The organism is Stenotrophomonas sp. MMGLT7 (genome assembly GCF_021168555.1).
In the GTDB taxonomy this organism is placed as follows: domain Bacteria; phylum Pseudomonadota; class Gammaproteobacteria; order Xanthomonadales; family Xanthomonadaceae; genus MMGLT7.
On record NZ_JAJOZS010000006.1, the window covers coordinates 141,735 to 166,369 of the forward strand.

The window sequence follows — 24,635 nt, forward strand, 5'->3', positions numbered from 1 at the left end:
TTTCGCTACAGGAGAATCCCATGAATATCGGCAAGCGCATCAGGACCGCATCGCTGCTGGGTCTGCTCTTCGGCATGAGCCTGGCCTGCACGGCGCTGGCGGCCGCCGGCGAGGCCTTGAAGCAACAGGCCATCGCCGGGGTCGAGCAGCGCGCCAGGCTGGCGCAGCAGATGACCGACTCGATCTTCAGTTTCGCCGAGCCGGGCTTCCAGGAGTTCCGCACCTCGGAATACATCACCGGGATCCTGGAGAAGAACGGTTTCAGGATCACTCGCGGCGTGGCCGGGATTCCAACGGCCTGGAAGGCCGAGTGGGGCAGCGGCGGCCCGCTGGTCGCGCTGGGCAGCGACATCGACGCATTGCTGGGGCTGTCGCAGGTGCCGGGCATTCCCACTCCAAAGCCGCAGGTGGAAGGTGCGCCGGGACACGGCGAGGGCCACAACTCGGGCATGCCGCTGGTGGTGGTGGCAGCGCTGGCGGCGAAGGAGACGATGCAGAAGAACGGGATTCCCGGGCGGCTGCTGATCTGGCCGGGCGTGGCCGAGGAACTGCTGGCGACCAAGGCGTTCTACGTGCGCGACGGGCTGTTCGACGGCGTGGACGCATCTATCTTCACCCACGTGAGCAAGGACATGAGTACCTCGTGGGGACCGTCCGGCAACAACGGCATGGTCTCGGTCGAGTACACCTTCCACGGCAAGACCGCGCACTCGGCCGGCGCACCCTGGGCCGGCCGCAGCGCGCTGGACGCGGTGGAACTGATGAACGTGGCCTGGAACATGCGCCGTGAGCACCTGCCGGTCACCCAGCGCTCGCACTACGTCATCACCGACGGCGGCGAGCAGCCGAACGTGGTGCCCGGCAAGGCCTCGGTCTGGTACTACTTCCGCGAGCAGACCTTCGCCAGCATCCGCGAGCTCTACGAGACCGGCAACGAGATCGCCGAGGCCGCGGCCAAGGCCACCGGCACCACCGTGACCCGGCGCCTGCTCGGCTATGCCGCGCCCAACTTCGGCAACAAGCCGCTGGCCGAGGCGGCCTACGCCAACATGAAGGCGATCGGCATGCCGCAGTGGAGCGCGGCCGACCAGGCATTCGCGCAGGCAGTGCAACAGCAGAACGGCTTCGAACTGCAGCCGCTGGCCACCGAACTGGCGCCGCTGTCGACCCCGGACTCGCGCGGCTCGTCGATGGGCGGCGGCTCGGACGATATCGGCGATGTGATGTGGACCGTGCCCACGATCACCATCCGCTTCCCGTCCAACATCCCCAATACCATCGGCCACAACGTCACCGCGGCGATGGCGATGGCCACGCCGATCGCGCACAAGGGCGTGGTGACCGGGGCGAAGGTGCTGGCGTCCACCGTGCTGGACCTGATGACCACGCCGGAACTGGTCGCCGCGGCCAAGGGCTACTTCCGCAACGTGCAGCTCAAGGACGCCAGCTACGATCCGGTACTGACCGCCGCTGATACCCCTGCGATCCACCTCAACGGCGAGTTGATGGAGCGGATGCGGCCGAAGATGGAGCCGCTGTACTACGACCCCGCCCGCTACGACAGCTACCTGCAGCAACTGGGCATCGAGTATCCGCAGCCCGGCGGGAAGTGACACCGCAAGCCGCACGAAATCGTAGGAGCGACTTCAGTCGCGATGGGGCTTTATGCAGGTCCTTCTGCAAAAGCGCGCACATCCATGTGCGGGGGATCCAAAACGGGAAAGCCCCATCGCGACTGAAGTCGCTCCTACAAGTCGCCCTGCAAGTCATCCCACGAGCCGCCCGCAAGCCGCTCCGGCAGGAGCTACGGCAGCAGTTCCAGCACCTTCTCCGGCGGCCGGCACAGCGCCGCGCCGCGCGGGGTCTGCACGACCGGGCGGTTGATCAGGATCGGGTGCGCGACCATTGCCGCGACCAGCGCTTCCTCGTCCAGCGCCGGATCGTCCAGGCCCAGCTCGGCATGGACCGCCTCCTTGCTGCGCAGCAGTTCGCGCGTGGCGATGCCCATGCGCGCGACCAGCGCGCGCAGCGTCGCCGGGGCCGGCGGCGTCTTCAGGTACTCGACGATCTCCGGTTCGATCCCTGCCTGCCGGATCAGCTCCAGCGCCTTGCGCGAGCTGCCGCAGCGCGGGTTGTGCCAGATGACGACCGCCGCGTCCGCCATCAGTACCATTCCAGCAGCGACAGGCCCACGCCGACGTAGGTGGCCTTGTGGTTGTAGTCGATCATGCTCTCGCCGTAGCCGTCGAACACCTGGATGTGGCCGCGCAGCAGGCGGCTGATCGGGAAGCCCCAGTCCAGCTGCAGCGCGCCGTGCGAGCGGTCGCCGCTGCGCAGCGAATGGCGTGCCATCAGCGATACCTCGTGGCCGTTGCGGTTCCAGGTCAGGGTGGCGTCGCCGCGGCCCATGTAGTCCTCGATGTCCGGGTTGTTGTCGTCGCTGCGGCTCTCGGGCAGGCGGTACCAGGGGCGCAGCACCAGCGCCCAGTTCTCGCGGTCCAGGCCGACGTTGAGGATCACCCGGTTCCAGCTGCGCGAGAGCGGGTCGCCGCGGCCGTTGGACTGGTGGTTGAGCTGCAGCGCGGCCATGCGCCCGTGCCAGCCGAACAGGCTGTAGTTGTTGCGGAAGGCCAGGATCAGCTCCGGCTCGTAGTTGGTCTCGCGGAACGGGCGCGACTGCTCGGAGTTGTAGGCCTGCCAGCGCGAGCTCTGGGTGTAGCCGGCCCACAGGTCGCCGTTGTCGCCGAAGATGTTCTCCCAGACCTTGGTCTTGAAGCTGAGCTGGAACTTGAGCTCGGTGCTGTCCAGCGGCTGCGCCGTGGTGACCGTATTGTCCGGGTTGGGCGAGGACGGCATCTCGTTCTTGTCGCTGGTCCAGAACCCGGGCAGCAGGTACACCGGCTTGTAGGCACGCAACTGGAAGGTGCCGAGCTTGGAGTCCCTGGCCAGCTCCCAGCGGCTGTCCAGCAGCGAGCCGCGTCCGGCATTGGCGATGGTGGAGTCGTAGTAGTCCTCGCGGAACAGCTGCTGCTCGTCCTTGCGCTTGGACGGCGGCTCGGCGTCGACGGTCTGGTCCAGCTGCTTCCTGGACTGCGCCGCCGACCTGGCAGCCGCGTCGGCATCGCGGGTATCGATCGGCGAGTGCCCCAGCGCCTGGTCGTAGCATGCCAGGCGCGCGGAATCGGAGGTGATGGCCACGCACGCCTGCGGCGTGGCGGGGGCGGGGGCCGCTTCCTGCGCCGATGCGTGGAAGGAGGCGGACGCGCAGGCGATCAGCATCAGCGGTTTTTGCAGATTGGACATCGGTTTTTCTCGCAGGCGGCGCGGGAGGAGGAAGGCGGTCGGCGTGGAATGTTGCCAGAAATGGCGGCGATGCCGACGTGAGGGCCAAGTCGGGAATGTAGTCAGAAATACCAGGCGATGGCGAACACGCCCAGCATGGCGATGCCGAGCGCGATCTTGGATGCGGTGCCGAGCACGATGCCCAGCCACGTGCCCAGGCCGACCGCGGTCGCCTTGCCGGCCTGGCGACTGTGCCAGTACTCGCCCAGCCATGCGCCGACGAAGGGGCCGACCAGGATGCCGAACGGCAGGAAGAACAGTCCGGCGAACGTGCCGATCACCGAGCCCCACAGCGCCTTGGCGCTGGCGCCCACGCGCTGGGCGCCGAACGCGGTGGCGGCGAAGTCGATCAGCAGCGACAGCGCGGCCATCACTCCCAGCACGACCAGCGGCAGCCAGCCGACCCGTTCGAAGCCATTGGCCCAGGCCGCCGCCAGCAGGCCGGCGAACACCAGCGGCAGGCCCGGCAGCGCCGGCAGCACGATGCCGGCCAGCCCCACCAGCACCAGCAGGGCGGCGATCAGGTAGAAGATGAACGAAAGCTCCACTTGGACTCCCGGGGTTGGTATTTTGGGGTTGACAGAATGGCTGTTCTTGATGATTGCAATTTCATTTTGCCCGGGTTAAGTTGCAGCCGCTGCGCTTGGCAAGGTCACCGTGAATCGTGGCCTGATGCGGTAGATCCCCGATCCGCTACATCGTTGCACCTCGCTTCCTCCTTGCAACCAGCCGCCGGAAACCTCCTGGCGTAACCATTACCCCAGTGATCGAGGAGTCAGCCGAGATGTCTGAACGCGAAACCGGAACCGTGAAGTGGTTCAACGATGCCAAGGGCTTTGGCTTCATCAGCCGCGAGAACGGCGAGGATGTGTTCGTGCACTTCCGCGCCATCCAGACCCAGGGCTTCAAGAGCCTGAAGGAAGGGCAGAAGGTCAGTTTCACCGTCGTCCAGGGCCAGAAGGGCCTGCAGGCCGATGCGGTGCAGCCGATCTGACGCAGCCGGCGCGACGCCAGCGACGGACAAGGACAGGGCCCGCGATGCGGGCCCTGTCTCGTTTACTGCCCGGGGTGGCCGGCTTCAGCGCACGACCACGCGGCCGTTGACCACGCGCACGTAGGTGTTCTCGCGCACGCCGCCCAGGTCCTTCTGGTTGACCACGATCACGCGGCCGTCGTCCATCTTGACCTGGATGTCGTAGCTGTCGCCGGTGACGTTCTGCTGGATGCGGTTGCCCGCCAGCGCGCCGCCCGCCGCGCCGGCGACGGCGGCGACGTTCTGGTTGCCCTTGCTGCCGCCGGTGTGGTCGGAGATCTCGTGGCCGGCGATCGCGCCGACGATACCTCCGAGGATCGCCCCGGTGGCGGCCGGAGCGGTGCGGTTGGAGGCCACCGTGTCTATGCGGGTGACGATGCCGCAGTCGGCGCAGCGGCCCTGGTTGTAGCCCGCGTTGCCGTAGCCGCTGTTGTAGCCGCCGCCGTAGCCGGGCGAGGTGGCACAACCGGCCAGGGCGAGGGAAGCGGCGGCACCGATCGCGATCAGTCGAATGTTCATGGGTGGTCCTCTGTCGGCGATGTCGCCGCGTTTGTGTTGATGTGTGGCAGATCGTGTCTAAGGCAACGTGAACACAGCGCCAACTGTGCCCGGTCTTCCTGAATGGGGAGGTGCCGGCCGCCCGTCAGCGGAAGTCCTGGTGGCAGCCGCGGCAGGCGGCCTGGATGTCGTCGGCGATCCGCGGCGCCTGGCCGCACGCGGATGGCGATGCCAGCTCGGCATCCAGCGTCGCGCGCAGGCGCGAGGCCTGTGCGGCGAAGCGGCGGTCGGAGGCCAGCCCGGGGAAGGCGGTCTCGATCCCGCCGGCCAGCACCCGCAGCGACTGCAGGCGCGATATGGCATCGGCCGGATCGCAGCGATCCGCCGCCGGCCCCTGCCCGAACTGCTGCAGCTGCCGCTCCATCACCTGCATCAGCGCCCGTGGGAAGGGATCCACGCGGGCCTGCAGCGCGCGCACCAGCACCAACGTCGCCAGCGTGCCGAGGATCACCCCGGCGACGAGCACCGACAGGTAGCGCATCAGGGAAGGCGACGAACTCGGCTGGCGCATCGATTCCGCTCCCGGCAAAAGACCGAGTATGGGATGGCGCATCGTAAAATGGCGGCATGAACGAACAATGGCGTGAACGCTTTTCCGGCATCGACCGGCTCTATGGGACGGGTACGGTCGAGCGCCTGGCGCAGTGCCGGGTGGCGGTGGTCGGACTGGGCGGCGTCGGCTCGTGGGTGGTGGAGGCGCTGGCGCGCACCGCGGTCGGGCACCTGACCCTGATCGATGCCGACGACATCTGCGTGTCCAACAGCAACCGCCAGCTGCCGGCGCTGGCGGGCATGTTCGGCCGCAACAAGGCCCAGGCCATGGCCGAGCGCTGCCGGGCGATCAACCCGGAGATCGACGCGGTGGCGGTCGAGGCCTTCCTCACCACCGGCAACATGCCCGAGCTGCTCGACCAGGGCTTCGACCTGGTCGTCGATGCCTGCGACAGCTTCCGGGTGAAGGTGGAGGCGATCGCCTGGTGCCGTCGCCGCAAGCTGCCGCTGCTGACCGTCGGCGCCGCCGGCGGGCGCACCGACCCGACCCTGGTGCGCGTGCGCGACCTGTCGCGCACCGAGCACGACGCCATGCTGGCGCTGATCCGGCGCAAGCTGCGCGGCGAGTTCAACTTCCCCAAGAACCGGCAGCGCTACTTCGGCGTGCCGGCGGTGTACTCGCTGGAGAACGTCAAGTACCCGCAGGCCGACGGCAGCGTCTGCGGCCTGCGCCCGCAACTGGGCGAGGACGCGGCGCTGCGGCTGGACTGCGGCGCCGGCCTGGGAGCGGCCACGCACGTGACCGGCACGTTCGCCTTCGTGGCGGTCGGCAAGGCGCTGGAGATGCTGCTCAAGGCCAAGCAGCAGCCGTGACCGGGCACCACGGCTGCGGCGGCGCCTGCCTCTTCGGGGTGTAAGCCGCAAGAAGCCTTCCCGCGACCCGATGGGCGCCAGTAAGCTGTCCACCATCTCAGGCTGGATACGGCACATGCCGATCGCGGCAATGGCAGGCCGTAGAGCCACGATTGCACAGGGCGGGACCGTCACACGGCGCCCGCGGCGCCGGGCACACGCAACCGGCCTCTTGATCGTTGCTTGCGTGCCGCCGATGCCGCCAGTGGTCACGGCAGAGTCCGACGCGGTGGGCCGAGGCCCACCCCATGATCTCGGCCATCGCCCTGAGGAGGAGCCCCGGCGACTTGCGCTCGGGAAGGGCAAGGCACTGGACCCCCGCCGGCGCGGGGATGACGGGTTTCGTTGGGCGCTTCAGGCGCGGTAGTCCCTTCCGCCACCGGCAGCGTTGTCCCATCGGCAGAAGGTGCCTCGGAGGGGCGGACGGGGCAGGGGCGGAGCCTCGCGCGAGCTTGCATCCCCGGGAAGGCCATCGGGGCCTTGCCTCGTCGACCCGCAGGCCTGTCAGTGCCGCCGCAGGCCGAACAGGCGCTCGGCATTGGCGCTGGTGCGGGCGGCGATGGCCTGGACCGGTTCGCCGCGCAGCCGCGCGATCGTTTCGGCGATGGCCGCCAGCCGCGCCGGCTCGTTGCGCTGGCCGCGGATGGCCGCGTCGGGCTGGTCCGGGGCATCGGTCTCCAGCAGCAGGTAGTCCAGCGGCATTTCGCTCACCAGCCGGCGCAGCCGCTGCGCGCGTTCGTAGGTGACCGGACCGCCCAGGCCGATCAGGAAGCCGGACTGCCACAGCTGGCGCGCCTGCTCGGGGCTGCCGGAGAAGCTGTGGACGACGCCGCGCAGTCCGCCGGTCGAGCGCAAGGCGACGATGACCGCCTCCACCGCGCGCCGCGCATGCACGATCACCGGCAGGTCGAACTCGCGCGCCAGCGCCAGCTGGCCCTCGAAATAGAACTGCTGCGCCTGCCGATCCAGGTCGGGGACGAAGAAGTCCAGCCCGCATTCCCCGATCGCGCACGGGCGTTCGCGCTCGATCCATTCGCGCAGCAGCTGCAGGTGCCCGGGCCGGTGCTCGGCCAGGAACATCGGATGCAGCCCGTAGGCGGCATGCAGTCCCGGATCGGCATTGCAGACGTCGCGCAGCTTGGGCCAGGCGGCCGCGGCGACGGCCGGGACCACCTGCACGGCGACCCCGGCGACGTGGGCGCGGGCGACCACCTGGGCGCGGTCGGCATCGAACTCGCCGGCGTCCAGGTGGCAGTGGCTGTCGACCAGTGTCACGTCTGCACCCTCGTGTAAGTCGTGCGCGCCGCCATCGGCTTGCGGAAGGCACCGACCGCCGCCGAGACCGGTGGTCCTGGCAAGGTCCGCGACGCGACGTTGCGGTTCGGCGGCAGGCGCAGGGCCGGCATGGGGCGTTGACGCGGCACCAGGGCCATCAGCGTCGCTGCGGCGATCCCTGCGGCAGCGGCGGCTTGCGCGTCTTCCAGTTGGCCAGCAGCAGCGTGCCCAGGCCGAACACGATCTCGTCGACGAAGGGGATCGGATCCGGCACCAGCACGCTGATGGCGAACAGGGCCGCGGTGATCTTGAACAAGGTCGGGTAGCGCAGCTTCCGCGCCCAGTTCAGCAGGGGCAGGACAAGGGGATTGGGCATCGGGAATTCCTCGCTGGGGGTGAAAACGCTATCACGATGGATATGGTGGCGAGGTGGGCGTCTGTTAAGCCTGTGTCGGGAAATTGTCGCCGTCTATTCAGCTTCGTCGTGCTCGAATTGCGTCGTACCGAGCGCGGATGGTCCGCAAGGAGCCTGGTGATGAAAAGCAATACGACAACGATACTGGTCGCTGCTGGAGCGTTGCTGGTGGGTGGCGTGGCCACGGCGGCCTTCATGAACAACCGCAGCGAGCCGGCTGCGTTCGTGACCCCGACCGAGCAGAACCAGCCGCCGCTCGCCGCTACCGGCGACGATGCCGCGGACGATTCGCTGCGCGGCGGCGCGGCGCTGCAGTATGCCGACGTGGTCAAGGTCGAGCCGGTGAGCGAGAAGGAGAAGCTGTACGCCACGGTGATCGGTACCGAGCCGGTGCGCGAGACCAGCACCACGTCGGTACCGCACGAGGTCTGCCAGGACGTGGTGGTGCAGGAGCGGCTGCCCGAGCGCGACGGCAACGTCGGCGGCACCGTGGCCGGCGCCGTGATCGGCGGCCTGCTCGGCAACCAGGTCGGTGGCGGCAGCGGGCGCAAGGTCGCCACCGCCGCCGGTGCGGTGGCCGGCGGCGTGGTCGGCAACCGGGTGGACCGCAACCATGTCGGCGGCCGCGTGGTGAACCGCACCGAGCGCCAGTGCCACACCGAGCAGCGCACTTCCGAGTCCTCGCGGGTGACCGGCTACAACGTCACCTACCGCAAGGACGACGGCAGCACCGGCACCCTGCGCATGGACAGCAAGCCGGGCAGCCGCATCGCCCTGGGCAACAGCGACAAAGTGATCGGCTACGACGTCACCTACCGCCTGGATGGGCAGGAGAAGCAGGTGCGCCTGGACGAGAAGCCGCAGGGCGACCGCCTGCCGGTGATCGACGGCCAGCTGGTGACCCAGACCGCTGCGCTGGACAGCACCGCCGCCAGGCAGTAGGCGCGGTTGCCCCTGGTTCGTGCGAAGGGCCGGCGCCGATGCCGGCCCTTCGCTTTTCTGCCCTCCGCGCCGTTCCTGTGCCGGTTGCTGGCGCCGCCCTTACGCGGCGCTTCACCCGGCCCGGCTTTGCCGCCAGACTAGCGGGGTTTCCACCGGATCCCTCGCGATGCCGCAGCACAACGTACCGCTCACCGTCCATGGCATGTCGCTGTCGGGCAACTGCTACAAGGTCAAGTTGCTGCTCGAGCAGCTCGGCAGCCCGTATCGCTGGATCGAGGTGGACAGCGTCCACGGCCAGACCCGCACGCCCGAGTACCTGGCGCTCAATCCCAACGGCAAGGTGCCGATGGTCGAGCGCGACGACGGCCGCGTGCTGGTCGAGTCCAACGCCATCCTGTTCTGGCTGGCCGAGGGCACCCCGTACCTGCCGGCCGACGGCTGGCAGCGCGCGCAGGCGCTGAGCTGGATGTTCTTCGAGCAGTACAGCCACGAGCCCTATGTCGCGGTGGCGCGCTTCATCCGCACCTGGACCGCGCCCGACTCGCCGCGCCGCGGCCAGCTGCCGGAACTGCTGCAGCGGGGCGAGGCCGCGCTGGCGGTGATGGAGCAGCACCTGGCCGCGCATGCCTGGTTCACCGGCCCGCACTACGGCATCGCCGATATCGCCCTTTTCGCCTACACCCACTGCGCCGGCGATGGCGGCTTCGAGCTCGCGCGCTGGCCGGCCATCCAGGCCTGGCTGGCGCGGGTGGAGGCGATGCCGGGGTTCGTGCCGATGGCCGCGGCGCCGGCGCCATGCGCATGAGCATGGCCGGCCGGCGCTGCCCGGCACCGCATCGAATCCCCGGGAGAAACGCGTAGATGTGCGGATTGGCGGGACTGCTGCTGGCCGGGCCGCAGCTGCATGGCGAGGAACTGGGCGCGCTGGCGCAGTCGATGGGCGCGGCACTGGGCCACCGCGGGCCGGACGACGACGGCACCTGGGTCGACGCGCAGGCCGGCATCGCGCTGGCGCACCGGCGCCTGAGCATCCTCGACCTGTCGCCGCTCGGCCACCAGCCGATGGCCTCGGCCGACGGCCGCTACGTGTTGGCCTACAACGGCGAGATCTACAACTTCGCCCAGCTGCGTGCGGCACTGGCGGCGCTGGGGCACCGCTTCCGCGGCCATTCCGATACCGAGGTGCTGCTGGCCGCAGTGGTCGAGTGGGGGCTGGAGGATGCCCTGGTGCGCTGCAACGGCATGTTCGCCATCGCCCTGTGGGACCGGCGCGAGCAGTGCCTGTGGCTGGCGCGCGACCGCGTCGGCAAGAAGCCGCTGTACTACGGCTGGGCCGGGCAGGCGCTGGTGTTCGGCTCCGAACTGAAGGCGCTGTGGCGGCACCCGGATTTCGACAACGGCGTGGACCGCGACGCGCTGACCCTGCTGCTGCGGCTGGACTACATCCCGGCGCCGTACTGCATCCACGAGCGCGCGTTCAAGATGATGCCCGGGCGCATCCTGCGGCTGGATGCGCAGGCGGTGGCGGCCGGCGCCGCGGCGCACCGCCCGGAACAGGCGCAGAGGCCGTTCTGGAGCGCGCGCGAGGCGATGCAGGCGGCGTTGCTGCAGCCGTTCGGCGGCGACGATGCGGCGGCCGAGGAGCGCCTGGACGGCCTGCTGCGCGACGCGGTGGCGCTGCGCATGGTCGCCGACGTGCCGGTGGGGGTTTTCCTGTCCGGCGGCACCGACTCCTCGCTGGTGGCCTCGATGATGCAGGCGCAGAGCGCGCAGCCGGTGCACAGCTTCAGCATCGGCTTCGCCGGTTCGCACCACGACGAGGCGCCGCTGGCGCGCGAGGTCGCCACCCACCTGGGCACCGACCACACCGAGCTGTACGTGTCCGGGGCCGACGCGCTGGCGGTGGTGCCGCAGCTGCCGGAGATGTTCGACGAGCCGTTCGCCGACGCCTCGCAGGTGCCGACCGCGCTGGTGGCGCGGCTGGCGCGCGGCGGCGTCACCGTGGCGCTGTCCGGCGACGGCGGCGACGAGCTGTTCTTCGGATATACCCGCTACCAGCGCGCGCTGCGCAACTGGCGCCTGCTGCAGCACGTGCCGGCGCCGCTGCGCGCGGCGATGGCGCATGCGGCGCGCGGCCGCGGCGAGTCCTCGCGCACCGGCGGGCTTTCGGCGGTGCTGGCTGAAGCCGGCGCGCGCGGCATCGGCGATGTCTACCGCAACCGTATCTCGCGCTGGCGCGATCCGGCCGCGGCGGTGCCCGGGTCGCACGAGCCGGACAGCTTCTACAGCCTGGCCGACCCGCTGCACGGCGCCGGCACGCCGGCCGACGCGATGATGCTGGCCGACTTCGTCAGCTACCTGCCGGACGACCTGCTGTGCAAGGTCGATCGCACCACGATGGCGGTGAGCCTGGAGGCGCGCGCGCCGCTGCTGGACTGGCGCGTGGCCGAGTTCGCCTGGTCGCTACCGATGTCGATGAAGCTGCGCGACGGCACCAGCAAGTACCTGCTCAAGCGGGTGCTGCGCCGCTACCTGCCCGAGCCGATGGTCTACCGCGGCAAGCGCGGCTTCGGCGCGCCGGTCGGCGAATGGCTCAGGGGCGAGCTGCGCGGCTGGGCCGAGGACCTGCTCGACCCGGCACGGATGGCGCGCGAGGGCATGCTCGACGCGGGCGCGGTGCGCGGCGTGTGGGAGGCCTTCGGCCGCGGCCAGCGCAAGTGGCACACGCACCTGTGGAACGTGCTGATGTTCCTGGCCTGGCAGGCGCACTGGCGCCGTGCCCGTGGGGACGCCGCCGCTTCCTGAGCCGGCTTTCACCTTGGAACGCGGCCGGCGGGATTATTTTGGGCGGGTCTTCAGCAAGGAGTTCCCCCCATGGGCAAGTACAAGGTGGCAGTGCTGGTCGGCAGCCTGCGCAAGCAATCGATCAACCGCAAGCTGGCGCTGGCGCTGGAAAAGCTGGCCGGCGACAAGGCCGACTTCCAGTACCTGGAGATCGGCGACATCCCGCTGTACGACCAGGACCGCGATGGCGACTACCCGGCGCAGGGCACGCGCCTGAAGCAGCAGATCCGTGCCGCCGACGCGGTGCTGTTCGTCACCCCCGAGTACAACCGCTCGATCCCGGGCGTGCTCAAGAACGCCATCGACACCGCCTCGCGTCCCTACGGCGACAGCGCCTTCGCCGGCAAGCCGGCGGCGGTGATCGGCGCCTCGGTCGGCGCCATCGGCACCGCGCTGGCGCAGCAGCACCTGCGCAACGTGCTGTCGTACCTGGATGTGGCGGTGCTGCCGCAGCCGGAGGCGTTCATCCACTTCAGCGATGGATTGGTGGCCGACGACGGCAGCGTGGCCAACGAGGGCACGCGCAAGTTCCTGCAGGGCTTCGTCGACGCCTTCGTCGCCTGGATCGGCAAGCAGAAGGGCTGAGGAGCCCGGGTCCAGGCGTGCAGGGACGGCCGCAGGAGCGCCTGCAGGAGCGCCTGTAGGGGCGGCTGTAGGAGCGACTTCAGTCGCGATGGGGCCTTGCCGGTAGAGTCCCATCGCGACTGAAGTCGCTCCTACAGTTCCCACAGTTCCCACAGTTCCCACGGTTCCCGCGGTTTGCAAAGTTCCCACTGCAGCCACGGTCCTCCATGGCCCGTAGCCCCGGCCTGCAGGCCGGCAATCCCCGGATATGAGACCGGTCGGGCGCAGGCTGCCTCGTGCACCGCCTGTGCACGGCTTATCCACAGAGTTGTGCATCGCCGCGGCGGCCGCTGCCGACTATGCTTCCTGCCCCCGTCCCGCTGTATCGAGTACGCACTCCATGTCCGCCCGTCCCGCCCCCCGAAGCAACCGCGGCCGCGATCGCGATAGCGACCGCAGCGAGCAGCGCATCGACCAGCTGCGCGTGCCGCCGCATTCGGTGGAGGCCGAGCAGGCGGTGCTGGGCGGGCTGATGCTGGCGCCCGATGCCTACGACAAGGTCAACGACCAGCTCACCGAGAACGACTTCTACCGGGGCGACCACCGGCTGATCTACCGCGCCATCCGCGAACTGGCCGAGAAGGACCGTCCGTTCGACGCGGTCACCCTGGGCGAGTGGTTCGAGTCGCAGGGCAAGCTGGAGCAGGTCGGCGACGGTGCCTACCTGGTCGAGCTGGCCAGCACCACGCCGTCGGCGGCCAACATCGCCGCCTATGCCGAGATCGTGCGCGACAAGGCGGTGCTGCGGCAGCTGATCGAGGTCGGCACCAACATCGTCAACGACGGCTTCCAGCCGGAGGGGCGCGACAGCGCCGAGCTGCTGTCCAACGCCGAGCAGCAGGTGTTCAAGATCGCCGAGGCCGGTGCCCGCGGGCGTGCCGACTTCGTCGGCATGAACAACGCGCTCAAGGATGCGTTCGAGGTGCTGCAGAGCCGCTTCGAGAACGGCGGCAGCGTCACCGGCCTGCCCACCGGCTACACCGAGTTCGACAACATGACCGCCGGCCTGCAGCCGACCGACCTGGTGATCCTGGCCGCGCGCCCGGCGATGGGCAAGACCACCTTCGCGCTGAACATCGCCGAGTACGCGGCGATCAAGTCGAAGAAGGCGGTGGCGGTGTTCTCGATGGAAATGTCGGCCTCGCAGCTGGCCATGCGCCTGATCTCCTCCAACGGCCGCATCAACGCCACCCGCCTGCGCACCGGCCAGCTCGAGGACGAGGACTGGAGCCGCGTGACCGGCGCCATCTCCATGCTCAAGCAGACCAAGATCTTCATCGACGATACCCCGGGCCTGTCGCCGGACGTGCTGCGCTCCAAGGCGCGCCGGCTCAAGCGCGAGCACGACCTGGGGCTGATCGTGATCGACTACCTGCAGCTGATGGCGGTGCCCGGCAACAGCGAGAACCGCGCCACCGAGATCTCCGAGATCAGCCGCTCGCTCAAGGGCCTTGCCAAGGAACTGGGCGTGCCGGTGATCGCGCTGTCCCAGCTCAACCGCTCGCTGGAGACGCGCACCGACAAGCGCCCGGTGATGGCCGACCTGCGCGAGTCCGGCGCCATCGAGCAGGACGCGGACATGATCGTGTTCATCTACCGCGACGACTACTACAACAAGGAAAACTCGCCGGACAAGGGCCTGGCCGAGATCATCATCGGCAAGCAGCGCTCCGGCCCGACCGGCTCGATCAAGCTCAAGTTCTTCGGCGAGTACACCCGCTTCGACAACCTGGCACACGATTCGATCGGCAGCTTCGAGTAGCGGGACAGTCGCGTCCCGCACTGTGTCCTGTCTCTCGATCACAAAACAGCAACAGCCAGGTTCCCTAGCCAGGTTTCCTTCTCCCGCTTGCGGGGGAAGGTGGCGCGCAGCGCCGGATGGGGGCGCTTTTGCTGTTGCTTTCCCATGCTCCAGGCAACCCCCATCCGTCCTTCGGGCACCCCCGCCTTCGCGGGGGCAGGTTCTTCCCCCGCAAGCGGGAGAAGGGAACTTGGCTGTTCCCGATTGGTGATCGCGAGACTGCACCATGCCGGGCACGGGAAAACCCGGTGCCAATCGGGCGCGTCGCCACTGTCGCCCATGCTGCCGTTCCGCGTTTACTCGCGACGCAACGAACTTCGCACCGTCGATCATTGAACTGGGACAGCTAGCCGATAGGCTGGAAAACAGAGCGAAGACGCCGCCGCCGACATGGGTGCGGCCCGCTCCTCCCAGGTTTTCCGAGGTCTGCCGTGCTGCTAGATGCCCTGAATCCACATCCCGCCGATGGGCTGTTGGCACTGATGTCGCTGTACGCGGCCGATACCCGTCGCAGCAAGCTCGATCTGGGCGTGGGGGTGTATCGCACCGAGGCCGGCGCCACGCCGGTGATGACGGCGGTCAAGCAGGCCGAATGGAAACTGCTGCAGGCCCAGGGCAGCAAGAGCTATCTCGGCCCGGAAGGCGATCTCGAGTTCGTGCGTGCGCTGCAGCCGCTGGTGTTCGGCGCCACGCTGGTCGCCGACTTGGGCGCGCGCCTTACCGGCGTGCAGACCGTGGGCGGTACCGGGGCCTTGCGCCTGGCCGCGGATCTGGTGGCTGGTGCCTCGCCAGGGCATGTGCTGTGGCTGGGCACGCCGAGCTGGCCGAACCATACGCCGGTATTCGCCGCCAGCGGGTTGCGCGTGCGCAGCTACCGCCAGTTCGATGCGGCCGCGCAGGGCTTCGATCTTGCGGCCACATTGGCGGCGCTGGAGCGGGCAGGGGCGGGCGATCTCGTGCTGTTGCACGGCTGCTGCCACAACCCGACCGGCGCCGATCCAAGCGCCGAGGAATGGGAGCAGGTCATCGAGGTCATCGTGCGGCGCGGGTTGCTGCCGCTGGTGGATATCGCCTACCAGGGCCTGGGCCGCGATCCGGAAAGCGACGCGTGGGCGCTGCGCAGACTGGTCGAGTGCGTGCCGCAGGCATTGGTGGCCTACTCGTGCGACAAGAACTTCGGCCTCTATCGCGAAAGAGTGGGCGCGCTCTACGTGGTCGCCGCCAGCGGCGCTGCGGCCGCGGCGGCGTCCAGCCACCTGGCCGCGCATGCGCGCGCCAGCTATTCGATGCCCGCCGACCATGGCGCCGCGGTGGTGCGGACCATCCTCGGCGATGCGTCCTTGCGGGCTGCCTGGAGCGAGGAATTGCGCGGCATGGCCGCAAGGGTCAACGGCATCCGCGGCGCCTTGGCGGCGCTCGGGCAGGTGGGCGCCATCGAGCTGTCGCCGCTGGCGCGGCAGCGCGGGCTGTTCGCCCTGTTGCCGCTGCCTGCGGCAGCGATCGAGCGGCTGCGCATCGACCATGGCGTCTACATGGCGGGGTCGGGGCGCATCAACGTCGCTGGCCTGTCGATGGGCGCAGTGGCGCGCTTCGGCGACGCGCTGCGCACGGTGCAGACGGCGGTGGCGGCATGACGATCGCCCCGGCCGACACCGACGCCGTGCGCCCGCGCATCTGCGTGGTCGGCGCCGGGGCGATCGGCTCGGTCGTGGCCGGCCTGCTGGCCACTGCGGGCGCGCGGGTCGGCGTGGTGGCGCGGGACGCGCGCCGGGCCGCGATCGCACGCGATGGCCTGCGCTACCGCCTCGGCGAACGGCAGCAGGTGGCGGTGTCGGTGACGGTGGACGATCCGGTCGGCTTCGGCGTGCAGGACGTGGTGGTGCTGGCGGTGAAATCGCAGGCATTGCCGGCGGCCCTGTCCGCCGCGCTGCCGATGATCGGCCCACGGACGCTGGTGGTGCCGCTGGTGAACGGCGTGCCGTGGTGGTACTTCAACGGCCAATCCACACGCCCGCGGTCGCATGTCGAAACCGTGGATCCTGGAGCGAAAGCGCAGCGGCTGCTGCCGCCGGAATGCATCGTCGGCAGTGTGGTCTACATCACAGCGTCGCTGGACGGCGCCGGTGTCGCCCACGCCGGCGCCGCGCCGCGGCTGGTGCTGGGCGAGGTGCTCGGCGGCGTCGGTGCGGGGACACGTGCGTTGGCCGCGCAGTTGCAGGCGACAGGCATCGACGTCGTGCTCAGCGATGACATCCGCGCTGCGCTGTGGAGCAAGATGGCGTTGAACCTGGCCACCAATCCACTGTCGGTGGTGGCCGAGGCCGACCTGGCCGAGCTGTTCCAGCGCGCCGACCTGCGCGTGGTGGTGGACACCGTGCTGGAGGAGACGCTGGCGCTGGCACGGCGCTACGGCGTGCAACCGTCGATGGACCTGGCACAGATGATCGCTGCCGGCCTGCGTGCCGGACGTTTCGAGACCTCGATGCTGCAGGACTACCGTGCCGGCCGGCCGCTCGAACTCGGCGCCATCGGCGAGGCGGTGCTGGAACTGGCCGCCCATGTCGGCCAGCCCATGCCGATGGCATGCGGCATCGTCGCGCTGGCCGCCTACAAGGCGCGCTGCATCCCCGCCATTTCCACTTCCCCGGACTCGCCATCAAGGAGCCAGGCAATGAACGACCAGGTCATCAACGAGCCGGCGCAGGAGCGGCCGGTCCTCGCGGCGTCCGCCGCCATGCCGCCGCCGGCCGACGCCACCGAGGCGCAGTTGCGCAGGCAGCTGTGCGACTTCTACCACCTGGTCGACTGGCTGGGCTGGGGGGAACTGATCTTCAACCACATCTCCGTGCGCATCCCCGGGCCGGAGCATCACTACCTGGTCAATCCGTTCGGGTTGAACTACTACGAGATCACCCCCGAGAACCTGGTCAAGGTGGGCATCGACGGCCAGCTGGTGGAGGCGTCCGAGTACCCGGCCAATCCCGCCGGATTCGCCCTGCACGGCGCCATCCACGCTGCTCGCGCCGACGTGCAGTGCGTGGCGCATACCCATACGCTGCCGATCTGCGGGGTGGCGATGAAGCAGGCCGGCTTCAGCCACGATAACTTCTACGGCGCCCAGCTCACCGATCGCATCGGCTACCACGACTTCGAGCGCATCACCCTGTTCGACGAGGAGCGCGGGCGCATGCTCGCCAGCCTCGGCGACAGGCACGTGCTGTGCCTGCGCAACCACGGCATCGCGGTGTGCGAGCGCGACATCCCGACCACCTTCATGCTGCTGTGGATCGTGCAACGCGCCGCCGAGGTGCAGTGCCAGGCCGGCGCCATCGCCGGGCCGGACATCGCGCTGTCCGAGGCGGTGCGCCGGCGCTGCGTCGACTCGGCCCGGCGCATGGTCGAGAACGCCGATGCCGCGCGCCTGGTCTACGCGGCCACCGTGCGCCGCATGCGCCACGCACAGGGACGCTGAAGGTGGACGGCGGCCCGCAGGTGTTCGATCGCGTGTTCGTGCAGGCGCTGTCGCTGGGGGCGGGGGCGCTGCGGGTGGCGGTGAAGGACACCATCGACATCGCCGGCCATCCCACCCGCGCCGGTTCGGCGGTATTCGACCCGGCGCCGCCGGCGGCGGCGCATGCCGAGGTGGTCGAGCGCCTGCTGGCCGGCGGCTGCCGCATCGTCGGCAAGACCCACCTGCACGAACTGGCGTTCGGCGTCACCGGCGTCAACCCGCGCTTCGGCACGCCGCCCAATCCACGTTATCCCGACCATGTGCCGGGCGGATCCTCCAGCGGCTCGGCCGCGGCGGTCGCCGCCGGCCTGGCCGATTTCGCGCTCGGGACCGATACCGGCGGATCGGTGCGGATCCCGGCCGCGTGCTGCGGGGTGTTCGGGATCAAGCCGACGTTCGGCCGCGTCAGCCGCCGCGGCGTGCTGCCGGCGCGAAGCACGCTGGATTGCGTCGGGGTGCTCGCCGGTAGCGCGGCGATGCTCGCGCGCGGCATGTCGATCATCGATCCCACGTTCCAACCCGATCATTCCGATGCCGGCGTCAGGCTCGGCCGGGTCGAGGTCGATGCGGATGCGGCGATTCTCGATGCGCTTGACGAGGTATTGGCGCAGTCCGGCTTCGCCGTCGCGCCGGCCGCGCTGGCGCGGCTGAACGATGCCTTCGATGCCGGGCTGATCGTGATCAACCGCGAGAACTGGCAGGCGTTCGGCCATGTCGCCGCGCATCCGCTGCTGGGCGAGGACGTGCGCAGCCGGCTCGCGGGCGCTTCCTCTGTCACCGACGCGGCGCTGGCGTGCGCCGAAGCGGTGCGGGTGGCTTTCGCCTCGGAGGTGGACGCGGCGCTGGCGCAGGTCGATGCGCTGGTGCTGCCGACCATGGCCAGCATCCCGCCGCGGCTGGCCGATGCCGGCGATGCGCGCACGGCCGTTGGCATCACCCAACTGGTCCGTCCGTTCAACCTCAGCGGGCATCCCGCGGTCACGGTGCCGCTGTCCGTTCCGGCGCAGGTACCGGTGGCCCTGCAACTGGTCGGCCGCCATGGCGACGACGCCAGGCTGTGCCGCATCGCCGAGCGGCTGGCCGAACGCATCCCGAACGTCATCCAATCCCGAGGCGATCCATGAGCCGCTGCCGTGCCGAACCCCGCATCGTGTCCACGTCCGCGTCAGCGGACGACGCGCTGGAGGCGCTGCTGGCCGAGATCCGTGCCCGCCGCGACGAGTTCGAGCGGCAGACCTTCATCTCGCCGGACATCGTGCAGAAGTTCCGCCAGGTCGGCGTCTACCGCGCGCTGGTGCCGCGCGAGCTGGGCGGCGACGAGGTCTCCCCGGCGCAGTTCTGCCGGCTGGTCGAGCGCATCGCCCAGGCCGACGGCTCGGCCGGCTGGGTGGCCAGCTTCGGCGTATCGGTGATGTACCTGGCGGCGCTGCCGCCGGCCACGCTCAGGCAGGTCTATGCCGACGGTCCCGACGTGGTGTTCGCCGGCGCGCTGTTCCCACCGCAGCCGGCGCAGCGCCGGGAGGACGGCATCCACGTGCGCGGGCGCTGGAAGTTCGGCAGCGGCTGCACCGGCGCCAGCCTGGTCGGGGTCGGCATCCGGCTGGAGGACGATCCGGCGCCGGGCCTGCCGCGGATGGCGGTGCTGCCGCGCGCGGCGGTGCGCATCGAGCACGACTGGGACGTCATCGGCATGCAGGGCACCGGCAGCCACGACGTGGTGGTGGACGCGGCCTCGGTCGCGGAGGAGTGGACCTTCGTGCGCGGCGGCCCTGCCAACCTGGCCTCGCCGCTGTACCGCTATCCGGCGCTCGCGCTGGCCGCGCAGGTGCTGGCGGTGGTCGGTCTGGGGGTGGCGCGCGCGGCGCTGGACGAGATCGCCGCCGCGGCCGCGGGCCGGGCCTCGATCACCGGCGCGCCGAAACTGGCCGAGCGCGCCTACGTGCAGATCGAGATCGCTCGCGCCGAGGCGGCGCTGCGTTCGGCACGGGCGTTCTTCTACGAGAGCACCGAGGAGGTCTGGCGGCAGGTGCTGGCCGGCGAGGCGGTCACGCCCGCGCAGAGCAACCTGCTGCGGCTGGCCGCCACCCATGCCGCGCGCGCCGGCGCCGACGTGGCGCGCACCGCGTTCACCCTGGCCGGTACGCCGGGCATCTTCCGCGCCGGGCCGATGCAGCGCTACCTGCACGACGCGCTGGTGGTGGTGCAGCACGCCTTCCTGGCCGAGGGCAACTGGCAGCAGGCCGGAAGCGTGCTGCTGGGCCGGCCCACGTCGCCCGGCTATCCCTGATCCCATTCCTTCGCGAGAACCGCCATGTCTTCTTCCGGATATCCCCTGCGCGCCCTGCTGTGCATCGCCGTGACCCAGAACTTCTTCGACCTGCCGGCAAGCGAGATCGGCGGCGTGTGGAAGGCGGTGGGCGAAATGCTCAAGGGTGTGAACACGCTGCCGGGCATCCGCCTGCTTGGCACCCTGGACGACGACGAGACGATGGTCGGGACCTCGCCCAGCGGCTGGCCATGGACCTGCTACCTGCTGGTCGAGGCGGCCGACCGGCAGGCGGTGGTGGCGGCCTGCAACCTGTTCCGCACCACCGCGGTCGGCGAGTACCGGCTGTGGAAGTTCCTGCGCGTGGAAGCGCGCCTGGGCCGCGAACTGGCGGTGCCGGCGTGAGATCCGTGCGTCCCCGGCGCAGCCGCCTGCGCGTGCCCGGCGTGCAGGAGCTGGCGCACCGGCTCGACCGCGCCGAGCGGCGCATCGCCGCCCTGGAGGCGGAGAGCGCCTGTCGCTGGGTCATGACCGAGTACATGCGGCTGTGCGACCGCCTGGACGCGTCCACGCCGATGGACGAACTGGCCGATCTGTTCACCGAGGACGCGGTCTGGGAGGGACGCGGCAGCCGCTATGGGAGCGCGTTCGGGCGCCACGAGGGTCGCCATGCGATCGTGGCCTTCCTGGGTGGCTACCGCGGCCCACCGGCGCACTTCGCGCTCAACGTGCACTACCTGGCGTCGGAGACGATCCACGCCGCCGATGCGCGGCTGGCCCATGGCAGCTGGACGATGCTGCAGGTGTCGACGCTGGCCGGCGGCGAGTCGCAGCTGCGTAGCGCGCGCATCGAGGCCGAGTTCCGTCTCGACTTCGGCCGCTGGCGCATCGCCCACTTCAGTACCGCCAACCTGTTCAGCCAGCGCCGCGAGCATCCCTGGGACGACGACGCTGCGGCCGCGGAGCCGGATCGGCACTGAACCCACCCCCTCATCCCCACCTTTCCGGCAGGAGATCCCCCGCATGCAAACCGCCGCCGAAGCGCCGCTGCTCGAACTGGATCGGCTGGTCCAGCCCGACCGCGTGCACAGCGCCCTGTACAAGGACCCGGACATCTTCGAGCAGGAGATGTCGCGGATCTTCGAGAACACCTGGGTGTGGGTGGCCCACGTCAGCGAGGTCGCGCAGCCGGGCAGCTTCAAGAGCACCCATGTCGGCCGCCACCCGGTGATCGTGGTGCGCGACCGCCAGGGCGAGCTGCGCGTGCTGCTCAACCGCTGCCGCCACCGCGCCTCCACCGTATGCGAGTTCCGCAAGGGCAGGACCAGCAGCTTCGTGTGCCCCTACCACGGCTGGAGCTACGGCCTGGACGGCGCGCTGCGCGCGGTGTCGCACCCGCAGGGCTATTCGGCCGACTTCGACAAGCGCCAGTACCCGCTGCGCGCGCTGCGGGTGGAACAGTACGCCGGCATGGTCTTCGCCACCTTCCGTGAGGACATCGAGCCGCTGCAGGACTTCCTGGGTCCGGCGCGGAAGTGGATGGACCTGTTCATGAAGCAGGGTGGCGGCTACCCGATCAAGGTCGGCGGCGAGCACAAGTTCCGCTTTCCCGGCAACTGGAAGATCCAGATGGAGAACACCACCGATGCCTACCATTTCCCGGTGGTGCACAAGTCGTTCCTGCAGTCGCTCGACGACGACACCGAGGAACTGTTCACCTTCGTCGGCCGCAAGGGCTGCGTCGAGGACCTGGGCAACGGCCACAGCGTGATGGTGATGATCCCCGAACTGGTGGACCTGGAAGCCGACCTGGATGCGCCTATCCCCGAGCGCTTCCAGACGCTGGCCGACGAACTGGCCGCGGAGGGACACGACCCGGAGCAGGTGCGGCGGATCGTGCGCGCGGTCGGCGGCAGCGGCTTCAACCTCAACCTGTTCCCCAACATCGCCTGCTCGATGGCGTTCTTCCGCGAGCTGCGGCCGATCGCGGTGGACGAGACCGAGATCAACCACATCGTCATCACCATGGACGGCGGCCCGGCCGCGGCCAACCGCGCGCGGCTGCGCCTGCACGAGCACTTCCAGGGGCCGATGGGCTTCGGCAGTCCCGACGACGCCGAGGCCTGGCAGCGGGTGCAGCGCGGCGTGCAGGCCGGCGGCGAGGACGTGTGGATCCTGCTCAACCGCAGCCTGGGGCTGGAGACCACGTCCGAGCTGGGCAGGCCGGTGGGCGACGTCAGCGCCGAGACCGGCATGCGCGCCTCGTATGCGCAGTGGAAGCGGATGATGTGCGCATGAGCGCGGCGACCATGACCGCGTCGCAGGCGCGCACGATCTCCCTGGCCGAGGCCGCGGAGTTCATCTGGACCGAGGCCGACCTGCTCGACCATCGCGACTACCCGGCCTGGCTGGCGCTGTGGAGCGAAGGCGGGTACTACGTGATCCCGATCGACCCGGACGAGACCGACTTCGAGAACACCCTCAACATCGCCTACGACGATGCGCAGATGCGGCGCATGCGCACCGAGCGCCTGAGTGGCGGTTTCACCATCTCCGCCACGCCGGTCGCGCGCACCGCGCGCACGGTCTCGCGCCTGCGCGTGCTGCGAAGCGCACCGGGCATGCTGGAACTGCGCGCGGCACAGGTTCTGGTGGAGCAGCGGCTGCAGTTGCAGCGCATCTACGCGGCCGAGGTCGAGTACCGGCTGCTGGCGCACGGCGACGGCCTGCGGCTGGACCGCAAGGTGGTGCGGCTGCTGGAGTCGACCGACGCGCTGCATGCACTGGGCTACCTGCCGTGAGCGCTCCCGCCCAGGTCGCGCTGGTCACCGGAGCCGGGCAGGGGCTGGGCGCGTGCATCGCCCGGCGCCTGCACGCCGAGGGCTGGAAGGTGGCGATCAGCGACATCGACGCGGACGCCGCCGCGGCGCTGGCCGGCGAGCTGGACGGCAGCGGCGCCAGCACGTGCGCGCTGGCGCTGGACGTCGATCGGCACGTGGATTTCCAGGCCGCGCTGGAAAGCATCACGGCACGCTGGGGCGACCTGCACGCCCTGGTCAACAATGCCGCGGTCACCGTGGCCACGCCGGTGATGGACATCGCGCCGGAGGAGTTCCGGCGAGTGCTCGGCCTCAACGCCGGCGGCGTGTTCTCCGGCTGCCAGGTGCTGGGCCGCTACTTCAGCGCGCGCGGCTACGGCCGCATCGTCAACCTGGCCTCGCTGGCCGGGCAGAACGGCGGCACCGCCACCGGCGCGCACTACGCCGCCTCCAAGGGCGCGATCCTGACCCTGACCAAGGTGTTCGCGCGCGAGCTGGCCGGCGCGGGGGTGACCGTCAACGCGATCGCGCCTGGCCCGCTGGACCTGCCGGTGGTGCATCGCACCGTGCCGGCCGAGCGCATGCAGGATTTCCTGCGCAACGTGCCGGTCGGTGCGCTGGGCGAGCCGGACTTCGTCGCCCGCACCGTCGTCCACCTGCTCTCTCCCGCCGCCGCCTTCGTCACCGGGGCCACCTGGGACATCAACGGCGGCCTTTACCTGCGCTAGGACGCGCGGGGTTTCTTGTTCCCGATGCGGCCGTGGCGTTGCCTGCGGCGGCGTCCCCACCTGCCGGACCGATCCGCCATGCCCACGGCCGATAGCCCGCTGCAACTCCAGGTCGTCCGCCGCGAACTGCATACCCCGCAGATCGTGGTGCTCGAGCTTGCCGCCGCCGATGGCCGCGCGCTGCCGCCGTTCGAGGCCGGCGCCCATGTCGAGCTGCACCTGGGCGGCGGGCTGGTGCGGCCGTACTCGCTGTGCGGCGATCCCGCCGACCGCAGCCGCTACCGGCTCGGCGTGCTGCTGGACCCGGCCACGCGCGGCGGCTCGCGCGCGGTGCACCGCGACCTGCTTCCCGGCGCCGGCGTGGCGGTGGGCACGCCGCGCAACCTGTTCCCGCTGGCAGCAGATGCGCGCTACTCGGTGCTGGTCGGCGGCGGCATCGGCATCACCCCGATGATCGCGATGGCGCATGCGCTGCAGGCGGCCGGGCGCGGCTTCGAACTGCACTACTGCACGCGCTCGCCTGCGCAGGCCGCGTTCCTGGCCGAGCTGCGTGACGGACCGTTGGCCGCGCGGGCGCGGCTGTACCACGACGAGGGCGGTGCCCGTTTCGACCCGCGCGCGCAGCTGCCGGAGCCGGCCAAGGACGTGCACGTCTACGTGTGCGGTCCGGCCGGATTCATGGACTGGGTCATCGATGCCGCGCGCGCGGCCGGCCACGACGCGGCACGCATCCACCGCGAGTACTTCTCGGTCGAGGTCGACAGCGGCGGCGGAGCGTTCGAGGTCGAACTGGCCCGGTCCGGCAAGGTGGTGGCCGTGGCCGCGGGCCAGAGCATCGCCGCCGCGCTGGCCGCCGCCGGCACGCGCGTGCAGGTGTCGTGCGAGGAGGGCGTGTGCGGCACCTGCCTGACCGACGTGCTCGCCGGCATTCCCGACCATCGCGACGTCTACCTGACCGACGAGGAAAAGGCCGCGAACGACCAGATCCTGCTGTGCTGCTCGCGCTCGCGCAGCTCGCGGCTGGTGCTGGACCTGTGAGCGCTCCGGAGATGGCCGCGGGAGTTCCGGATGCC

Annotated in this window: 25 protein-coding genes; 18 read left to right on the forward strand and 7 right to left on the reverse strand. The window is 70.1% G+C overall.

What is annotated here, in order from left to right:
• Window positions 1-20: 20 nt before the first annotated feature.
• Window positions 21-1,613 (forward strand): amidohydrolase, encoded by a 1,593-nt coding sequence (locus LRX76_RS10030; RefSeq protein ID WP_231804680.1) that lies wholly within the window; start codon window positions 21-23, stop codon window positions 1,611-1,613.
• A gap of 191 nt (window positions 1,614-1,804) precedes the next feature.
• Here LRX76_RS10030 and arsC read toward each other — a convergent pair whose 3' ends face one another.
• The 3 genes from arsC to LRX76_RS10045 all read right to left on the reverse strand — a co-directional run bounded on the left by arsC (window position 1,805) and on the right by LRX76_RS10045 (window position 3,890).
• Window positions 1,805-2,164 carry an arsenate reductase (glutaredoxin) gene (arsC, locus tag LRX76_RS10035; RefSeq protein WP_231804682.1) on the reverse strand — a complete coding sequence of 120 codons (360 nt, stop codon included), beginning with the start codon at window positions 2,162-2,164 and terminating at the stop codon, window positions 1,805-1,807.
• Window positions 2,164-3,303: a phospholipase A gene (locus tag LRX76_RS10040; RefSeq protein ID WP_231804684.1), complete on the reverse strand. Its 1,140-nt coding sequence runs from the start codon at window positions 3,301-3,303 to the stop codon at window positions 2,164-2,166. The genes arsC and LRX76_RS10040 overlap by 1 nt, the downstream gene beginning before the upstream one ends.
• 101 nt (window positions 3,304-3,404) lie before the next feature.
• Window positions 3,405-3,890: a DUF456 domain-containing protein gene (locus tag LRX76_RS10045; protein WP_231804686.1), complete on the reverse strand. Its 486-nt coding sequence runs from the start codon at window positions 3,888-3,890 to the stop codon at window positions 3,405-3,407.
• 236 nt (window positions 3,891-4,126) lie between these two features.
• On the opposite strand from LRX76_RS10045, the gene LRX76_RS10050 reads away from it, so the two are divergent.
• On the forward strand, window positions 4,127-4,336 hold the full coding sequence (locus tag LRX76_RS10050) for a cold-shock protein (RefSeq protein ID WP_231804688.1): 210 nt from the start codon (window positions 4,127-4,129) through the stop codon (window positions 4,334-4,336).
• A gap of 84 nt (window positions 4,337-4,420) precedes the next feature.
• Here the strand turns inward: LRX76_RS10050 and LRX76_RS10055 are convergent, their stop codons facing one another.
• On the reverse strand, window positions 4,421-4,894 hold the full coding sequence (locus tag LRX76_RS10055) for a glycine zipper 2TM domain-containing protein (RefSeq protein ID WP_231804690.1): 474 nt from the start codon (window positions 4,892-4,894) through the stop codon (window positions 4,421-4,423).
• A gap of 124 nt (window positions 4,895-5,018) precedes the next feature.
• Window positions 5,019-5,444: a hypothetical protein gene (locus LRX76_RS10060; protein ID WP_231804692.1), complete on the reverse strand. Its 426-nt coding sequence runs from the start codon at window positions 5,442-5,444 to the stop codon at window positions 5,019-5,021.
• Window positions 5,445-5,500: 56 nt separating this feature from the next.
• On the opposite strand from LRX76_RS10060, the gene LRX76_RS10065 reads away from it, so the two are divergent.
• Window positions 5,501-6,298, forward strand: coding sequence for a tRNA threonylcarbamoyladenosine dehydratase (locus LRX76_RS10065; protein ID WP_231804694.1), 798 nt, complete (start codon window positions 5,501-5,503; stop codon window positions 6,296-6,298).
• Between the two features lie 543 nt (window positions 6,299-6,841).
• Here the strand turns inward: LRX76_RS10065 and LRX76_RS10070 are convergent.
• Both LRX76_RS10070 and LRX76_RS10075 read right to left on the reverse strand, forming a co-directional pair.
• Complete coding sequence (locus LRX76_RS10070) at window positions 6,842-7,612, reverse strand: TatD family hydrolase (protein ID WP_231804696.1); 771 nt, start codon at window positions 7,610-7,612, stop codon at window positions 6,842-6,844.
• 157 nt (window positions 7,613-7,769) lie between these two features.
• Window positions 7,770-7,988, reverse strand: coding sequence for a DUF6116 family protein (locus LRX76_RS10075; RefSeq protein WP_231804698.1), 219 nt, complete (start codon window positions 7,986-7,988; stop codon window positions 7,770-7,772).
• 159 nt (window positions 7,989-8,147) lie between these two features.
• Here LRX76_RS10075 and LRX76_RS10080 point away from each other — a divergent pair, with 159 nt between their 5' ends.
• The 15 genes from LRX76_RS10080 to LRX76_RS10155 all read left to right on the forward strand — a co-directional run bounded on the left by LRX76_RS10080 (window position 8,148) and on the right by LRX76_RS10155 (window position 24,600).
• Window positions 8,148-8,969 (forward strand): glycine zipper 2TM domain-containing protein, encoded by an 822-nt coding sequence (locus LRX76_RS10080; protein ID WP_269450812.1) that lies wholly within the window; start codon window positions 8,148-8,150, stop codon window positions 8,967-8,969.
• Window positions 8,970-9,135: 166 nt separating this feature from the next.
• On the forward strand, window positions 9,136-9,774 hold the full coding sequence (locus LRX76_RS10085) for a glutathione S-transferase family protein (RefSeq protein WP_231804700.1): 639 nt from the start codon (window positions 9,136-9,138) through the stop codon (window positions 9,772-9,774).
• 56 nt (window positions 9,775-9,830) lie between these two features.
• Window positions 9,831-11,774, forward strand: coding sequence for an asparagine synthase (glutamine-hydrolyzing) (asnB, locus tag LRX76_RS10090; protein ID WP_231804702.1), 1,944 nt, complete (start codon window positions 9,831-9,833; stop codon window positions 11,772-11,774).
• Window positions 11,775-11,843: 69 nt separating this feature from the next.
• Window positions 11,844-12,398, forward strand: a complete 555-nt coding sequence (locus LRX76_RS10095) for an NADPH-dependent FMN reductase (RefSeq protein ID WP_231804704.1) — start codon at window positions 11,844-11,846, stop codon at window positions 12,396-12,398.
• A gap of 379 nt (window positions 12,399-12,777) precedes the next feature.
• Window positions 12,778-14,199 (forward strand): replicative DNA helicase, encoded by a 1,422-nt coding sequence (locus LRX76_RS10100; protein WP_231804706.1) that lies wholly within the window; start codon window positions 12,778-12,780, stop codon window positions 14,197-14,199.
• Between the two features lie 470 nt (window positions 14,200-14,669).
• A complete protein-coding gene (locus tag LRX76_RS10105) occupies window positions 14,670-15,872 on the forward strand; it encodes an aromatic amino acid transaminase (RefSeq protein ID WP_331716768.1) in 1,203 nt (400 codons plus the stop codon).
• Window positions 15,869-17,710, forward strand: coding sequence for a 2-dehydropantoate 2-reductase (locus LRX76_RS10110; protein ID WP_231804707.1), 1,842 nt, complete (start codon window positions 15,869-15,871; stop codon window positions 17,708-17,710). Before LRX76_RS10105 ends, LRX76_RS10110 begins: the two co-directional genes overlap by 4 nt.
• 2 nt (window positions 17,711-17,712) lie before the next feature.
• Window positions 17,713-18,873, forward strand: a complete 1,161-nt coding sequence (locus tag LRX76_RS10115; protein ID WP_231804709.1) for an amidase — start codon at window positions 17,713-17,715, stop codon at window positions 18,871-18,873.
• Between the two features lie 26 nt (window positions 18,874-18,899).
• A complete protein-coding gene (locus tag LRX76_RS18760) occupies window positions 18,900-20,036 on the forward strand; it encodes an acyl-CoA dehydrogenase family protein (RefSeq protein ID WP_331716769.1) in 1,137 nt (378 codons plus the stop codon).
• Window positions 20,037-20,060: 24 nt separating this feature from the next.
• Window positions 20,061-20,420 (forward strand): hypothetical protein, encoded by a 360-nt coding sequence (locus tag LRX76_RS10130; RefSeq protein ID WP_231804711.1) that lies wholly within the window; start codon window positions 20,061-20,063, stop codon window positions 20,418-20,420.
• Window positions 20,417-20,995, forward strand: coding sequence for a nuclear transport factor 2 family protein (locus tag LRX76_RS10135; protein WP_231804712.1), 579 nt, complete (start codon window positions 20,417-20,419; stop codon window positions 20,993-20,995). The genes LRX76_RS10130 and LRX76_RS10135 overlap by 4 nt, the downstream gene beginning before the upstream one ends.
• Before the next feature lie 43 nt (window positions 20,996-21,038).
• A complete protein-coding gene (locus LRX76_RS10140) occupies window positions 21,039-22,313 on the forward strand; it encodes a Rieske 2Fe-2S domain-containing protein (RefSeq protein ID WP_231804713.1) in 1,275 nt (424 codons plus the stop codon).
• On the forward strand, window positions 22,310-22,816 hold the full coding sequence (locus tag LRX76_RS10145; protein WP_231804714.1) for an aromatic-ring-hydroxylating dioxygenase subunit beta: 507 nt from the start codon (window positions 22,310-22,312) through the stop codon (window positions 22,814-22,816). Before LRX76_RS10140 ends, LRX76_RS10145 begins: the two co-directional genes overlap by 4 nt.
• Entirely contained in the window at window positions 22,813-23,562 is a 750-nt protein-coding gene (locus LRX76_RS10150) for an SDR family NAD(P)-dependent oxidoreductase (protein ID WP_231804715.1), read from the forward strand. Before LRX76_RS10145 ends, LRX76_RS10150 begins: the two co-directional genes overlap by 4 nt.
• A gap of 78 nt (window positions 23,563-23,640) precedes the next feature.
• Window positions 23,641-24,600 (forward strand): PDR/VanB family oxidoreductase, encoded by a 960-nt coding sequence (locus tag LRX76_RS10155; protein WP_231804716.1) that lies wholly within the window; start codon window positions 23,641-23,643, stop codon window positions 24,598-24,600.
• Window positions 24,601-24,635: the final 35 nt, after the last annotated feature.

Bases quoted from the DNA above. Each gene is read 5' to 3' on its own strand.
- LRX76_RS10030 (WP_231804680.1), top strand. From the start codon at position 21: ATGAATATCGGCAAGCGCATCAGGACCGCATCGCTGCTGGGTCTGCTC.
- arsC (WP_231804682.1), bottom strand. From the start codon at position 2,164: ATGGCGGACGCGGCGGTCGTCATCTGGCACAACCCGCGCTGCGGCAGC.
- LRX76_RS10040 (WP_231804684.1), bottom strand. From the start codon at position 3,303: ATGTCCAATCTGCAAAAACCGCTGATGCTGATCGCCTGCGCGTCCGCC.
- LRX76_RS10050 (WP_231804688.1), top strand. From the start codon at position 4,127: ATGTCTGAACGCGAAACCGGAACCGTGAAGTGGTTCAACGATGCCAAG.
- LRX76_RS10055 (WP_231804690.1), bottom strand. From the start codon at position 4,894: ATGAACATTCGACTGATCGCGATCGGTGCCGCCGCTTCCCTCGCCCTG.
- LRX76_RS10060 (WP_231804692.1), bottom strand. From the start codon at position 5,444: ATGCGCCAGCCGAGTTCGTCGCCTTCCCTGATGCGCTACCTGTCGGTG.
- LRX76_RS10065 (WP_231804694.1), top strand. From the start codon at position 5,501: ATGAACGAACAATGGCGTGAACGCTTTTCCGGCATCGACCGGCTCTAT.
- LRX76_RS10075 (WP_231804698.1), bottom strand. From the start codon at position 7,988: ATGCCCAATCCCCTTGTCCTGCCCCTGCTGAACTGGGCGCGGAAGCTG.
- LRX76_RS10080 (WP_269450812.1), top strand. From the start codon at position 8,148: ATGAAAAGCAATACGACAACGATACTGGTCGCTGCTGGAGCGTTGCTG.
- LRX76_RS10085 (WP_231804700.1), top strand. From the start codon at position 9,136: ATGCCGCAGCACAACGTACCGCTCACCGTCCATGGCATGTCGCTGTCG.
- asnB (WP_231804702.1), top strand. From the start codon at position 9,831: ATGTGCGGATTGGCGGGACTGCTGCTGGCCGGGCCGCAGCTGCATGGC.
- LRX76_RS10095 (WP_231804704.1), top strand. From the start codon at position 11,844: ATGGGCAAGTACAAGGTGGCAGTGCTGGTCGGCAGCCTGCGCAAGCAA.
- LRX76_RS10100 (WP_231804706.1), top strand. From the start codon at position 12,778: ATGTCCGCCCGTCCCGCCCCCCGAAGCAACCGCGGCCGCGATCGCGAT.
- LRX76_RS10110 (WP_231804707.1), top strand. From the start codon at position 15,869: ATGACGATCGCCCCGGCCGACACCGACGCCGTGCGCCCGCGCATCTGC.
- LRX76_RS10130 (WP_231804711.1), top strand. From the start codon at position 20,061: ATGTCTTCTTCCGGATATCCCCTGCGCGCCCTGCTGTGCATCGCCGTG.
- LRX76_RS10140 (WP_231804713.1), top strand. From the start codon at position 21,039: ATGCAAACCGCCGCCGAAGCGCCGCTGCTCGAACTGGATCGGCTGGTC.
- LRX76_RS10145 (WP_231804714.1), top strand. From the start codon at position 22,310: ATGAGCGCGGCGACCATGACCGCGTCGCAGGCGCGCACGATCTCCCTG.
- LRX76_RS10155 (WP_231804716.1), top strand. From the start codon at position 23,641: ATGCCCACGGCCGATAGCCCGCTGCAACTCCAGGTCGTCCGCCGCGAA.